Below are 14,663 nucleotides of genomic sequence, written 5' to 3' on the forward strand. Positions count from 1 at the left end.
CCAAATATATGTTAAATTTTTGTTATAAAAAAATAATTCAAAATTTTAACATTATTATTTTATGTAGTAGACAAAATGTTTTTATGGACAAAATCATCATCATAAAATAAAACTGTTTTAAATACTACCGAAGTTAGCAGCATATTTTCTTATTACTTTTTATCTCCAAAATAAGAAGGTCCATCACCTGTTAAGAAATCTTCTCTTACCGGGCTAAATGTATCAATGAGCTGTCCTTCTTCTAAACAAACTGCACTATGCAATAAATTAGGTTCAATATACACTCCATCTCCAGCTTCTACTATTTGCTTTACTCCATCAATTTCAAATTCAAATTTACCTGAAACACAATAAGTAGCTTGCGTATGAAAATGTTGATGTGGGGCACCTAATGCTCCTTTGTCAAATTTCACGCTTACCATCATGATTTGATTATCATAACCTAAGAATTTTCTTGATACTCCTCCTCCAAGCTCTTCCCATTGTAAGTCTTTTGCAATAACGTATTTTTCACTAACTCGATTCATTTTTGCCATTTCTTTTATATTTAAGTTTATTTGTAATAATAAGAACCTACCCAAGTATAGCTCTTATCGTTTATTTTTAATATATGTTTAGCTTCTTTTGAAGCGTTTGTATTTGCTGTTATAAACAGTTTAGTATTTCCTCTAATAGTTGTTATTGAAATAGCTGTATACTCAGCTGTATCTAAGACCACTTTTAGTGCTATAATACTACTTTTTGAATTCACAGCAGATTCTGAAACTGGACTATAACTCCCATGTGCTTCAATAGTAGAAACAAAAAGTGTGTTTTTCGTATTTTTTCGTCTGAGCATTATTGCAGCTTCTCTACGTAAGTTAAATTCTGGATCATTTGCTCCAATTCTGGTAAAAAGTATTTCATCATTAACATTGGTTGCAGCTGTTAAGGTGTAAAATTTACCTTCGTTCAACCAAGAAAATTTAGTATCATTTTGATTCGCTTTTGCTGAACCTTCCACATATAAATGTTGGTATCCATTTTTATTTCCTAGAGGTTTTAAAGTAGTAGGTATTTTATATTCGAAATTTGAATTTAATACCTGACCTAAAAAATAATACGGAAAATCATATTGATTCGCTTTATTAGAAACCACTTTCATAATATCTAATACATATGGTTTTTCTAATTCATCATCTTTAATAATTGCCATAGTACGCAACATTTCAGTCCCAGGATATGCATTGACTTCTTTTGCACTTACAACTTTTACAAACTCATTATCTGAAGAAAAATAATTTAGTTCAGGATTATGCTTACTTCCAATTTCAAACTCGCCATTATAATGCGAATTTTCATTTTGCGTTACTGTATTATGAGCAATAGTTTGTTTTGCCCATGTTTTGTTTTCTTTCAGATAATTTCCGCCACCTTTTTGTTCAATATTTACAAAACGTGCTAAACCATAATCTTGAATTATTTCTTCACCATTTTCGTACAATGAATACGATAATTTATCATAATGACCATGACTAGAACCTTGAGCAGCATATTTAAAAACAAGTTCTATATCTTCATTTCTTAAAATACCAACACCTCCTTGTTTTCCATCAGGCCCATCAGATAAATTAATCGATTTTTTTAAGAAAGGTTTTGTCTTTCCATTTTTTATACCCAGTGCTACCGCCAAACCAGAATCATCTAGCAATACTTTATTTTGTTTTTCTGCAATACTTAATAATCCCGGATCTTGTGCTCCAAAATGATATGAAATATCTACTGCAGTAACTAAAGCATCGTTATAATAGGACATTCCTTTTTGACCATCGTTAAGTGGAAAAAATTCTCCATCTGCATCTGATAAATTTAAAAGTGCATTAATAGATTTTAAAAGGACACCTTCTTTATATTCAAAAATCTTTAATTCTGGTTTAACATTATGTAATCCTTCAGCAAAAACTAAAAAAGGATACATGGCATAACGTTGATAATATGGACCTTCATTATAATATCCATCTGGAGAAAAAGGTTCTTCTATATTCGCTAAAAAACCAGCCGTACCGTCTTTATTAATAAACCCACCATCATCATCTTTAGCTGTTTTATCCATTTCAGCTCCTTTAATACCATACAATGCACGATCTATTAATACTTCATCATTCATTACTAGACCAATCATTCCCACTGCTGCATTCCCCCATGTACTATGATTGTGGACTCTCTGGTAAAACTGTGGATTACCAACAGAAATGAAATCTGCAAAGGGTTTAAAAAGATTTGTTTCTAGTTTGTTACGCTCTTCTTCGGTTAAATAGTTATAGATACAATCATAAGCTTGACTCACATAAACCAACCAATTAGAATCGTTTAAACATTGCCAAAATAATTTACCTCTTGCATAAGATCTTGTTTTTGGATGTACAGGTAATGTTTTATACATCGCTTCATATTGCATCAACATATCTTTTACATACTTCGCATATTTTTCATCATTTAAAATTTGATATAAGACACCTGCTTTTTGTAATACAATCATGTTACGTTTATGACGAACATGTGTATAACCACCAGAGTAATCTTTTGGAATTGGCGTATCTATTCCTAATGCAATTTCCGCATCTATTTCTTCTTGAACCGCTTTTAAGGTATTGTCAAAAATGGGAATATTACCTAATTGCTTTCTGATACTTTCTACTCCTGCTTTAGTTAAAATAAGTTTGGGATGATCGCCATCATTTAATGTAGTTTTATCGACTTTTTCACCACCCTGTTCATTCGTTGACGATTCTTTACATCCAACTATAGCAACAATTATAAGTAGTGTTATAATTCGAAATAATTGGGTTTTACTATTTGATCTCATAATTAGTTTTATATATTTTATAAAGCAATTAACGTATGAAGTTAATACATAAGTTTCATTACTAAATTCTCTTCTGTTTTTATTTTCCCAGAATTTGAAAAGCTATTTTCAGATGCTACATTATTTTTTGCTCCCCATAAAATAGAAACAAATTGAACACTATTATTAGTAAATGTATTTTTATTAATAGTTACATTCACAATCCCTCTATGATTTAATAAAATTCTATTCTTTTCTTGAGCTCCACAGTTAGTGAACGTACTGTTGGTTACTAATAAATTACCACCAATAGTTGATTCATCATAACCACCACGATAATAATCAATCACATTTTGTTTTACGTTTGTAAATTGACAATTATCTATTGTTAAGTACTCCGTATTATAATCTCCTCTGTCATTTGTTTCTTCCGATAATTCAATTCCGTTTTCACAATCAGAAATAGCCGTGTTTTTAAAAGTTATTTCCTCAGCAAATGTCTGCTTATATGCCTTTAAGACATAATTAAAGTTGTTAATTTCACAACCAGAAACGGTCAATCCAAAATGATTTGACATATTTTCTTTAAGGTTAGAAAAAGCTTGTTGCTTATCATTTCCCGTTAGTATTACATTCTTAATAGTTAAGATTCCGTAAGGATTTAATTCAAATACTGGCGTATTGTCTGCTCCTGTAAAAACAATTTCAGCTTTCTCGCTATCTTTTGATTGAATTGTAATTATTTTATTAATTACTATTGATTTTGAAACGTTATATGTTCCTGGACTTAAAGAGATCACATCTCCTGCTTTTGCTGCGGCTATTTTAGTTTCTAACTCCCCATTAGTTGCCGTAACCTCAATAACATTAGGTACAGCAGTTTCTACAACATTAGAATACCAATCGGCTCCATATTTCGTTTTATCTAAAATAGCTGGATCTTTAAACTCCCCTTGAACTGCTGCTCCAATTGAATTTTTATCTTCTCTAGAATTTCCAAAAAGATCTTTTGTTATTTTTTCAAATCCAAAACCTTTATAAATTTCAAATTCGCTCGTTAATTTAGGTAAAAATATGTTTTCACTAACTTTAGTCAATTCAAATTCAGTTGCCCCAATCCTTTCTGGATTATCAAAAGCGACACCTTGGTTATTAACAATGTTACTTTTAAAGGTAACACCATCAGCCTTATCATGTTCAATAATTATATTTTTATCTCCAATTTTATTATAAATAATATTATTGACAACCTCTGTTCTAAGTGCCCTAGCAGAACGTATTTCTGATTTAGGCAGTACATCTGCTTGAGCGATATTTGTTCCTACTCCAAATTGCCATGGCGATTTACAATTAACATAGGTATTATATGCAACCACAACATCAGTAACTTGATTATATCTATTTAATGGTGATTTTGGAATTCCATTCATAACCGCTAGCGGGCTTCTAAAATTTTCTCCGATAATATTATAAAAATAGTTATTGATAATCCAATGACCAGTGTTCACAATTCTAATTCCTCCAAATTGTTTGTTTTTACCGTCACCAATAAAATAATTACCATCTATTGTGGCATAATTTCCATGACGAGTAACCACAGAACCTTCACTTTTATAAAAGACATTATTTTTAATTAGATTGAAATTTGTTTTACTTGAAATGATTTCAACTTCCCCATTACATTCTTCAAATAAATTATTTGCAATAGTGGTATTGCTTGGACTCATAGAAGTAAAACTACTTCCTAATTGAATGGTTTCTCCTCTAGCACCTCCTTTTCTGGGTCTTGGTCCGAAATGATTATTGACAATTTGATGATAATTTCTAATACTTTGATTTCCTTTTAAATCTACCCTAACTGTTGGACCACCATTCGTTTTACCAGCAATATAACAATGATCTAGTTTGTTATGTGTACCATAAAACTGAACCCAAAGATTATCTTGATCTCGTTCGAGGTTATTAAAATCAAGAATTACACAATTAGAAACACTACTGTAATTAGCAACACTATCTTTACTAGTTCTAAATGCAATTACATTTTCAGTAGGAGAATGTCCGTTTCTAAAAAACAATCCATTTACTTTTAAATAATCTCCACTCATTTCTAAATTAGAAACACCTTCAATAAAAACCTTACCTGGCGTTTCTGCTCTTAATGTAATTGGAGCTTTTTCAGTACCCTCACCTAAAAATTTAATTTGAACATCTTTCCAAACACCATTTGCTAAAACAATATTATCACCTGGCCCTGCATTTGAAATGGCCTCATCTAATTCCGCTATATTCTTTACGACACCAACGGTAACATCTGTCTTTAGATCGCCCTTACAGCTAATCATCATAATTATTAAACTAAAAAAAAGTAAGCCTTTTCTAATATTTAATTGGGAGTTTAAAATTGTATTCATTGTAGTGAAATCATTAAGTTTAATAGTTAGTTTGGTTATGATTTTACCCATATTTCAAAAGGGAAAATTGATAAAATATATTAATTTTTAAGAAATTAAAACTTTAGTATTAAATCACTTTTAGTTCAAAGTTTTAGATCAAAACACAAATTGGTTAACCAGTTTGGTTTACCAAATATATAGATATTTATTTATTGAACAATGGCTTTCATTCGATAATTTAAAACATTACTAAATTATGATAAAAAATCAACTGCTTCTTTTAACTACTAAAATCAAGTAAAAGATCTTTTGAATTCAAAAATTAGCTTTTGAAATTAAAACTATTTTTCAGAATCGTTAACGTTCACAATAATTATTTTAAATTTGTTAATAACGAAGGGCTATCGCCCTTATCATTGAACACTGTTCTAAATACAATATGGGAATAAAACGTATAGCAAAATTAGCCAATGTTTCAATTGGAACAGTAGATAGAGTGCTGAATAAAAGGTCTGGTGTATCTAAAGAAACAGAGAAAAAAGTTTTAAAAATTATCGAGGAAATTGGCTACTCCAAAAACACCACGGCAAGTCGACTAAAACTGGCTGCTACTAAAAAAATAAAGATTGCCATATTAACACCGAAAAGCAGTACAAAATGGAGCTATTGGAAACTACCCAAAAAAGGAATTACAAAAGCAATTGATGAGCTCACAGAACTCGGTGTTATGGCCGATTTTTACGATTTTACGGATTCATCAACATATAAAACACAAGTCAAAAATATTTTCCTTAAAAATTATGACGCCATAGTTACCGTTCCTTTTTTCAAGAACGCGAGCAATTCTTTATTAAATCTTGCCGAATCAATAAACATTCCAGTTGTTTTTTTAGACACAGAAATACCATTACATGCTACTGCAAATTTTATTCGTCAAAACTCAGAAAAAGCGGGTATGGTTGCAGGTAGATTACTACACGGCTTAGTGGGAAACGATGGTCACTATTTTATAGTTAATATTAGTAACGACAAAGGAATACACGCCAATGGAAAACAAAGAGAAAACGGCTTTAGAACCTTTTTAAAATCCATCGATACAGACATAAATATTAAAACGATAACCCACGCTGTAGATAGTAATTTTACATTTACGGAAGAATTGGAAAAGTTATTTAAAAACAACAACACTAAAGGGATTTTTGTAACAAACTCTAGATCTCATATGATTCCCCCAATTCTTAAAAAACACAATATTAAAAATACATTTGTAATTGGTTTTGACATGAATAAAGAGAACATTGAGTGTTTAAAAAATGATAAAATAAACTTTATTCTTGATCAAAATCCAAAATACCAAGGTTATGCTGCCATAAAAGGGTTGTATAAATACATTACAGAACAAGATGCTTCAGATTTAAATATTGAAATACCAATAGACATCATCGTAAAGGAAAATATTATTGAAGTGTAAACAAAGAAAATCAGCTTTTTACAAACCAAATAATCTAGGTAAAAACATTGATATTTCAGGAATGTAACTAATCAACATTAATACAGCTACCATTATCGCTAAAAACGGCAATAGCGGTTTTATTACTTGCGTGACTGAAACTTTTGCGACACCACTACCTACAAAGAGCAAGGTACCCACAGGAGGTGTACAAATACCTATACAAAGGTTTAACACAATCACTATTCCAAAATGCACTGGATCCATCCCTAATGCAGTAACTACTGGTAAAAATATTGGCGTAAATATTAGAACAGCAGGGGTCATATCCATAAATGTTCCAACAACAAGTAGAATAATATTAATTGCTAAAAAGATGGCAAATTTATTATTTAAAGAATCTAATAAAAACGTGCTTATCATTTCAGGAATTCCTTCAAAAGAAAACAACCAAGACATAGCCATAGAAGTACAGATTAAAAACATAACCACAGCAGTTGTTTTTGCACTCGTTAGTAATACATCAGGAAAGTCCTTTGTTTTCATATCTCCATAAATCAGAGACAAGACTGCGGCATATAACACAGCAATTACTGACGCTTCTGTTGCTGTAAAAATACCAGCCACAATTCCGCCAACTACAATTACCAATAATAATAAACTAAAAAAGGCTTTTCTAAAGAAAGTCCAAACTTCAAAAAGAGTTGCTCGCTTCCCTCTAGCGTACCCTTTACTTATGGCGATAAAAGCAACATAACCCATAATAGCAAAACCTAACAAAATTCCCGGAATGTATCCAGCAATAAATAATGCTGCAACAGAAGCTGTTCCTCCACTTGCTAAAGCATAAACGATAAGAATATTACTCGGTGGAATTAATAAGCCTGTTGTTGATGCTGTAATATTAATTGAAGCACTTAATGTTCTTGGGTATCCTTCTTCTTCCATCCTATCCGTCATAATAGATCCAATAGCAGAAGCAGCAGCTAGTGCAGAACCTGATATAGCCCCAAACAGCATTGATGCCAATATGTTTACATAAGCCAAACCGCCTGGAAGACTAGACACTAAAGATTTTGCAAAATTTATTAATCTATTGGCTATTCCACCACGTTTCATTATTTCACCAGCAAGTACAAAAAACGGAATGGCAAGTAGAGCAAAGCTGTCAATACCTGTCGTCATTCGTTGAGCAATTGTTGTTATGCCAGGCATTTTATCTATATTCAATAAAAGACTTAAGGTTGTTGCAATACCAATACTATATGCTACAGGGACTTTTAATAATAAAAGCCCAAAGAAACTAACAAACAAAACGATAATACTAATAACTTCTATGCTCATAATTAACTACTTATTTTGTTTGTATAAATTCTTGTGATATGATATATCGAAAAGATCATGATTAACAATCCGCTAAAAGGCATAATTGCATATACATACCCTAAAGGAATTCTAAGCGTACCTGACAATTGTTCTAAGTGTAAGGTTGTATATACCAAATTACCACCACCAACAACCATTACAATTAATGCAAAAAGAAAAATAAATAATTCAATAAGAATAGATGCTTTTCTTTTATTGGCTGGTGAAAGTTTTTCATACACAAAATCCATTGATAAATGCTCTCTTTTAGCATTGAGATATGCTGCTCCTAAAACGGTCATCCAAATTAATGAAAAGCGAGCAAATTCTTCTGTCCAAGTAAAAGACCTTCCTATTATATATCTAGAAAACACTTGAAACAAAACATCTAATACTAAAAGGGCAAAAATTAATATTAAGAACCATTCTAGAATTCGATTAACTTTATTAAAAACAAGCTCAGATTTACTCATAATTATTGATTTTTAATTTGTTCTACAATTGAAGCCATTTCTGGATGTTCTTTTACAAATTCTTCAACAACAGATTTAGATTTTTCAGCAAATAAAGATTTGTCTGGAATGATAATTTCCACTCCAGCTTCTTTTGCAATTTTCATAGACTCTTCAACAGAATTGTTCCAAAATACTTTTTCAGCTTGTGCAGATTCATCAGCTGCTTCTTGTACCCATATTTTTTCCTCATCAGATAACTTATCCCAGTATTTAGTACCGATTAAAAGTACATCTGGCACAGAAGAATGTTGATCTAACGTATAATATTTACTAATTTCGTAATGATTAGAAGACACAAATGATGGAGGATTATTTTCTGCACCATCCACAACACCTTGCTGAATAGCAGTATACAATTCTCCATAAGCCAATGGTGTGGCTGAGCCTCCCATAGAATTAACCATATTAATTGCCATTTGATTGTTCATTACCCTAATTTTAAGCCCCTTTAAATCCTCAGGAGTTCTAATAGCCTTAGTACTCGTATAAAAACTTCTACTTCCAGCATCGTAATAGCAAAGACCTCGTAACCAAAATTTAGACCCTTTTTCTAAAATTGATTTACCTATCGGCCCTTCCAACACATCAAATTGATGTTGTTTATCTCTAAATAAATAAGGTATTCCTAGAATATGATATTCAGGGACAAAATTAGAAAGTGTGGCTGCACTTACTTTAGTGGCTGCTACACTACCAATTTGTAACAATTCTAGCACTTCTCTTTCTGAACCCAATTGGGCATCTGGAAAAATTTTAACTTTTAGAGTTCCACCTGATTTTATTTCTAGTGCTTTTTTAAATTCTAAGATCCCTTTGTGCACAGGATGTGTTTGCGGTAAACCATGTGCTAAATACAACATCTTTGTGTCATCTACTTTTTCACATGATATAATACTAGCAAAAAGAATTGCGATAAGTATTAATTTATAATTCATCGGTAACTTTTTATTGTTATTTAAGGGTCAGATGGAATATCATAATTAATAATTTGTAGGTATCCAAATCTGGGTTGTTGTATTACTTTATTCTATATTCTTTACGTTAAAATCATAAATTCTATAATTTAACGTGTGAAACTTTACAAATATAACAAAATACAATCGATTGTATCAATTTATGTAATCTTAATTCTATTTATTAAATTTAAAATAGTCTACGGCATTATGATAACATATGTCTTGTATCATTTTCCCCACAAAGGGAAGATCATTTGGAATTAATCCCTTTCTCATATCTTCTGCCATTAAGTTAGATAAAATCCTTCTAAAATACTCATGTCTCGGATAAGACAATAAACTACGACTGTCTGTTAACATCCCTACAAATCGACTTAAAAGTCCCATATTTGAAAGTGTATTTATTTGCTTTTCCATTCCATCTTTCTGATCTAAAAACCACCAGCCTGACCCCCATTGCATCTTACCAATAACACCACCTTCACTATAATTACCCATCATAGTTGCAAAAACTTCATTTTGAGATGGATTCAGATTATAAGTAATGGTCTTACTTAAACAATTTTCCGAATCAAGGTTATTAAACAATGTTGACATCGCTTCTGCTTGACTAAAATCTCCAATAGAGTCACAACCAACATCTGCACCAACCTCTTTCAATAGGCGACTATTATTGTTACGTAAAGCACCTAAATGAAACTGTTGCACCCACCCTTTAGCATGATACATTTTACACAATTTATATAAGATAAAAGACATATATAAATTAGATTCATCGGTTGTAATTTCTTTATTTACCAATCGCTTTTTCAATATAGAATCAGCTTCTTTTTCAGTAAAGTCATAGGCGTAAATTTGCTCTAATCCATAATCTGAAAGCCTACAACCATGTGCATCAAAAAAGTCAATTCTACTTTGAATTGCTTTTAACAATTCATTCATATTGTTAATGGAATGCCCAACACAAGTACTTAATTTTTTAATATAATCTGAAAAATTTTCACCTTCAATTTGAAGTAACCCATCTGGTCTGAAAGTAGGTAACACCTTGGTAAATATATTTCTATTAGCGATAGTTATATGATATTCTAAATTATCAATTGGATCATCAGTAGTACAAATCACCTCTACATTCATATCTTCTAATAAGTCCGCAGGTGTCTTTGTTGCCAAAATGGAATTTGCTTTTTTATATATTTCAGATGCTGTTGAGGGTTGCAAAATATCATCAACATCAAAATACCTTTTTAACTCTAATTGGGTCCAATGAAATAAAGGATTTCTCAAGGTGTACGGAACTGTTTCTGCCCACTTATTAAACTTATCTTCCTTTAAAGTATTTCCAGTGATGTATTTTTCATCAACACCATTGGCTCGCATACCTCGCCACTTATAATGATCGCCACCCAACCATGCGTCTGTAATATTACCTATTGGTAAATTCTCTGCTATTTGCTTTGGCGATAAATGATTGTGATAATCAATTATCGGCATATCTTTAGCATAGTCGTGATACAAAATTTCAGCTTCTTTTGAATTTAAAAGAAAATTTTCGGTAATAAATGTTTTACAATTTATTTGATGCATTAGTTTAAACTTTTAGAAATTCCAAATTCCAATCCTCTTAATTCAGCCAAACCTCTTAATCGTCCGATACCTGAATAACCGGGGTTTGTTTTTTTACTTAGATCATCTAACATTTGATGACCATGATCAGGACGCATTGGCATTCTCAGATCAGCTCTTCCTGCTGCTTTTCTTTTTCTTTGCTCTAGAATAAGAGCTTTCATTACTCCGTACATGTCTACATCACCTTCTAAATGATTAGCTTCATAAAAATTACCTAATTCGTCACGTTGCGTTGCTCTTAAATGGATAAAATGAATTCTATCTCCCAAACGTTCCACCATTCCTGGCAAGTCATTATCAGAACGAACTCCAAATGACCCCGTACAAAAGGTTAATCCGTTGTTGGGACTATCCACTGCCTTATACAAATCGAGAATATCTTGTTCTGTACTGACAACTCTTGGTAAGCCTAAAATTGGAAATGGAGGATCGTCTGGATGAATACACATTAACACCCCTGCCTTTTCGGCTGCCGGTATAATTTGTTCAAGAAAATAAAAAAGATGCTTTTTTAATTCTTTTGGACCAATACTGTTGTATGTTGCAAGTATGGCATTAAATTCTTCTAATGTATATCCCTCTTCAGCTCCAGGCAAACCTGCAATAATATTTTTAATCAATAACTTTTTATCTGCAGCACTCATTCGGGCATGCATAGCTTCGGCATTGGCAATTTGCTCAGTGGTATAACTTTCTTTCGCTCCTGGTCTTTGTAATAAAAAGACTTCAAAAACAGTAAATGCCGTAGCATCAAATCGTAAGGCTCTAGAGCCATCTGACACTTCATAATCTAAACTAGTTCTCGTCCAATCTAGCACTGGCATAAAATTATAACATACGATATCAATACCACAAGCACCTAAATTAGTAAGTGTTTGTTTGTAATTATTGATATAGATTTGAAAATCACCATTCTGAGTTTTTATATCTTCATGAATAGGAACACTTTCTACTACTGACCAAGTTAGCCCAGTATTTTCAATGATTGTCTTTCTTTTCTTTATTTCTTCGACTGACCAGACTTCACCATTTGGAATTTGATGTAATGCCGAAACAACGCCTGTTGCACCTGCTTGTTTTATATCTGTAAGAGAAACGGGATCATTTGGTCCATACCATCTCCATGTTTGTTCTAATTTTAAGCTCATATCTATTTATTTTAAACGCCACTATATGCGGCAAATCCACCATCAATTGGCACAACTACTCCAGTAACAAATTTTGACCCTTCTCCACACAACCAAAGTGTAGTTCCTACCAAATCTTCAGGTTCTCCATAACGCCCCATCGGAGTCTGATCTATAATTTGCTGACCTCTTTGCGTTAAACTCCCATCAGTTTCAGTTAATAACGTTCTATTTTGGTCTGTTAAGAAAAACCCAGGTGCCAATGCATTAACGCGAATACCGACTTTAGAAAAATGTACGGCCAGCCACTGCGTGAAATTTGATACTGCTGCTTTTGCACCACTGTAAGCAGGAATTTTCGTTAAAGGTGTGAAAGCATTCATTGATGAAATATTTAACACACTACAACCTGTTTTTCCAACCATATCTTTAGCAAATACCTGTGTAGGAAGTAAAGTACCTATAAAGTTTAAATCAAATACAAATTTAATACCCTCTGGATCTAATTCGAAAAATGTTTTAAATCCTTCCGTTTTGTTTAAAAGATCTTCCTCTTGTAAAAAAGGGTTAGAAGTAGTACCTAATGGATGATTTCCTCCAGCACCATTAATTAATATATCGCACGTTCCTAACTTTTCATTCACTACTTTTCTTGCGGCCTCTAACGATTCTTTTTCAAGCACATTGGCTGCAATACCAATTGCTATTCCTCCATCTGCATTTATCTCATTTGCAACTTTATTTGCGGCATCGATTCGTAAATCTAATACAGCTATCTTATTCCCTTGTTTAGCAAGTGCTTTTGCCAAGGTGCTACAAAGCACCCCTCCTGCACCAGTTAATACGATTACCTTATTCATTGTTTATGTAAATTTTGCGTTTGTAAATCTATTTCAGATTGATTTATTACGTAATCAACCTATTGAATTCCAAATATAATCAAAAAATTCCGTGTACGTACACGGAAAATAATATATTTTGAGAATAAAAGAATCAAATTATATTATTTATGCTTGTTATAAGTAATAAGAAAGTTTTCTTTTCAATTTAATTTTAGTGTATCGCTATTTCAAGACGGTACATACAAAACAAAAAAAAGCCCACTCTTCAGTGGGCTACTTTCTTCTAACTAAACTATCAACTTAAACTCATTTTATACTCTTTTAATGAGTGTTTTCTTTAGGGAAGCGAATTTGCCTAAACCAGTCAGGCAAATTCACAAAAAAATTATAGCAATTTTCCCATTTCGCTTTTATACACTACTTTACTTCAATTACTGTAATAAATGTTTCTTTTTAGGGACTACTAAAAGTTTACTTTATGTTTCACTTATTAAATTTCAGTCAAGAGTATTAAAAGTTATATTTCTTTTTACTAATTAGTTTCGACTCTTCATGTATAAAACAACAACCGTGCTAGAATTCCTACCCTAAAAAATAAAAAATATTAATAAATATATAACACTCTTATTTTCAACACAATAAAAGCAGAAAAAAAATTAACTTTTTTTTATTTCATAATTATTATGAATAATATTCTTATTTAGAATGAATTGATATTATAAAAAAATGCGAGTCATTTCAACCTCTTACCAATTACCACAAGGTTTAATTCATATATTTCTAGCACCTAAAAACAATAATTTATACCAATTTGCAGTTATTATGATGATTATAAATGGATATACTTTAAGAATTCACAAAACTAATTGTAGCTCCATTTGCTATTTAAAAGAACCATAAATAAACCTATACTAAATAAATTTTATCAACTATATGGTACAATCTTTAAATTCAAATGTTTGCGAAGAGCGTGTATTTTCAAATATATTTCAAACTCTTTCTAAAGATGTGCATAATTTTTTACGTTATAAATACGGAGATAATTTAAACCCAAAAGATAAAGTTCAAGAAGCTTTTATTAAACTTTGGGATAATTGTAAAAATGTTTCACCGGAAAAAGCGAAATCTTTTTTATTTACAACGGCAAATAACATGATGCTTAATGAAGTAAAACATCAAAAGGTAGTTTTAAAACATCAACAAGTTAAACCTAAACACTATACGAATGAGACTCCTGAATTTATTATGGAAGAATCTGAGTATATGAAAAAATACCAACGAGCATTAGGTAATTTGACTGAAGCACAGCGTGAAGCTTTTCTTATGAATAGAATAGAAGGTAAAAAACATAAAGAGATTGCTGAAGAGTTAGGCATCTCTAGAAAGGGTGTAGAAAAGCGAATTTATGGTGCTTTAGAAAAATTAAGAAAAGAAATTGACGGAATTTAGCATATATTGGTAGGAATTTATGAGTTGTAATTGTTACATAAGTGAAGTACCTCTAAAAAGAATTAAAAAAAATTCTATACTTAGGGTAGGAAAAACCAAACTTCAATTGTTAT

11 protein-coding genes are annotated in these 14,663 nt (G+C 31.4%); 2 read left to right on the top strand and 9 right to left on the bottom strand.

Translation table 11 applies throughout. The annotated features are described in order from the left end of the window. Window positions 1-152 precede the first annotated feature (152 nt). Genes JBL43_RS18350 through JBL43_RS18360 form a run of 3 tightly spaced genes read right to left on the bottom strand, consistent with a single transcriptional unit; the run spans window position 153 to window position 5,235 of the window. On the bottom strand, window positions 153-527 hold the full coding sequence (locus JBL43_RS18350; protein WP_117880237.1) for a cupin domain-containing protein: 375 nt from the start codon (window positions 525-527) through the stop codon (window positions 153-155). A 26-nt stretch (window positions 528-553) separates the two neighbouring features. Next, a complete protein-coding gene (locus JBL43_RS18355) occupies window positions 554-2,845 on the bottom strand; it encodes an alginate lyase family protein (protein ID WP_117879763.1) in 2,292 nt (763 codons plus the stop codon). A gap of 41 nt (window positions 2,846-2,886) precedes the next feature. Beyond that, window positions 2,887-5,235 carry a chondroitinase-B domain-containing protein gene (locus JBL43_RS18360; RefSeq protein ID WP_198842825.1) on the bottom strand — a complete coding sequence of 783 codons (2,349 nt, stop codon included), beginning with the start codon at window positions 5,233-5,235 and terminating at the stop codon, window positions 2,887-2,889. Between the two features lie 421 nt (window positions 5,236-5,656). Here JBL43_RS18360 and JBL43_RS18365 point away from each other — a divergent pair, with 421 nt between their 5' ends. Then, entirely contained in the window at window positions 5,657-6,688 is a 1,032-nt protein-coding gene (locus JBL43_RS18365; RefSeq protein WP_198842826.1) for a substrate-binding domain-containing protein, read from the top strand. A gap of 18 nt (window positions 6,689-6,706) precedes the next feature. On the opposite strand, the gene JBL43_RS18370 is transcribed toward JBL43_RS18365, so the two are convergent. From JBL43_RS18370 to JBL43_RS18395, 6 genes are all read right to left on the bottom strand, one after another. After that, window positions 6,707-8,011, bottom strand: coding sequence for a TRAP transporter large permease (locus JBL43_RS18370; protein ID WP_198679943.1), 1,305 nt, complete (start codon window positions 8,009-8,011; stop codon window positions 6,707-6,709). A gap of 2 nt (window positions 8,012-8,013) precedes the next feature. After that, the gene (locus JBL43_RS18375; protein ID WP_198842827.1) at window positions 8,014-8,505 is read right to left on the bottom strand and encodes a TRAP transporter small permease; all 492 of its coding nucleotides are present in this window, start codon (window positions 8,503-8,505) and stop codon (window positions 8,014-8,016) included. A 2-nt stretch (window positions 8,506-8,507) separates the two neighbouring features. Continuing rightward, entirely contained in the window at window positions 8,508-9,482 is a 975-nt protein-coding gene (locus JBL43_RS18380; RefSeq protein WP_198842828.1) for a TRAP transporter substrate-binding protein, read from the bottom strand. A gap of 195 nt (window positions 9,483-9,677) precedes the next feature. Next, on the bottom strand, window positions 9,678-11,090 hold the full coding sequence (gene uxaC / locus JBL43_RS18385) for a glucuronate isomerase (RefSeq protein ID WP_198842829.1): 1,413 nt from the start codon (window positions 11,088-11,090) through the stop codon (window positions 9,678-9,680). Then, window positions 11,090-12,280: a mannonate dehydratase gene (uxuA, locus tag JBL43_RS18390; RefSeq protein ID WP_198842830.1), complete on the bottom strand. Its 1,191-nt coding sequence runs from the start codon at window positions 12,278-12,280 to the stop codon at window positions 11,090-11,092. Before uxuA ends, uxaC begins: the two co-directional genes overlap by 1 nt. Before the next feature lie 11 nt (window positions 12,281-12,291). Beyond that, complete coding sequence (locus JBL43_RS18395; protein WP_198842831.1) at window positions 12,292-13,119, bottom strand: SDR family oxidoreductase; 828 nt, start codon at window positions 13,117-13,119, stop codon at window positions 12,292-12,294. 915 nt (window positions 13,120-14,034) lie between these two features. Between JBL43_RS18395 and JBL43_RS18400 the strand changes: the two genes are divergently transcribed. Further along, window positions 14,035-14,550 (top strand): RNA polymerase sigma factor, encoded by a 516-nt coding sequence (locus tag JBL43_RS18400; protein WP_138951656.1) that lies wholly within the window; start codon window positions 14,035-14,037, stop codon window positions 14,548-14,550. Window positions 14,551-14,663 lie beyond the last annotated feature (113 nt).

It is taken from the genome of Aureibaculum flavum (assembly GCF_016406085.1).
Taxonomy (GTDB): domain Bacteria; phylum Bacteroidota; class Bacteroidia; order Flavobacteriales; family Flavobacteriaceae; genus Aureibaculum; species Aureibaculum flavum.

Coding starts and splice junctions, on each gene's coding strand:
- JBL43_RS18380 (WP_198842828.1), bottom strand. CDS start 9,482: ATGAATTATAAATTAATACTTATCGCAATTCTTTTTGCTAGTATTATA.
- JBL43_RS18365 (WP_198842826.1), top strand. CDS start 5,657: ATGGGAATAAAACGTATAGCAAAATTAGCCAATGTTTCAATTGGAACA.
- JBL43_RS18370 (WP_198679943.1), bottom strand. CDS start 8,011: ATGAGCATAGAAGTTATTAGTATTATCGTTTTGTTTGTTAGTTTCTTT.
- JBL43_RS18395 (WP_198842831.1), bottom strand. CDS start 13,119: ATGAATAAGGTAATCGTATTAACTGGTGCAGGAGGGGTGCTTTGTAGC.
- JBL43_RS18360 (WP_198842825.1), bottom strand. CDS start 5,235: ATGAATACAATTTTAAACTCCCAATTAAATATTAGAAAAGGCTTACTT.
- uxuA (WP_198842830.1), bottom strand. CDS start 12,280: ATGAGCTTAAAATTAGAACAAACATGGAGATGGTATGGACCAAATGAT.
- uxaC (WP_198842829.1), bottom strand. CDS start 11,090: ATGCATCAAATAAATTGTAAAACATTTATTACCGAAAATTTTCTTTTA.
- JBL43_RS18350 (WP_117880237.1), bottom strand. CDS start 527: ATGAATCGAGTTAGTGAAAAATACGTTATTGCAAAAGACTTACAATGG.
- JBL43_RS18355 (WP_117879763.1), bottom strand. CDS start 2,845: ATGAGATCAAATAGTAAAACCCAATTATTTCGAATTATAACACTACTT.
- JBL43_RS18400 (WP_138951656.1), top strand. CDS start 14,035: ATGGTACAATCTTTAAATTCAAATGTTTGCGAAGAGCGTGTATTTTCA.
- JBL43_RS18375 (WP_198842827.1), bottom strand. CDS start 8,505: ATGAGTAAATCTGAGCTTGTTTTTAATAAAGTTAATCGAATTCTAGAA.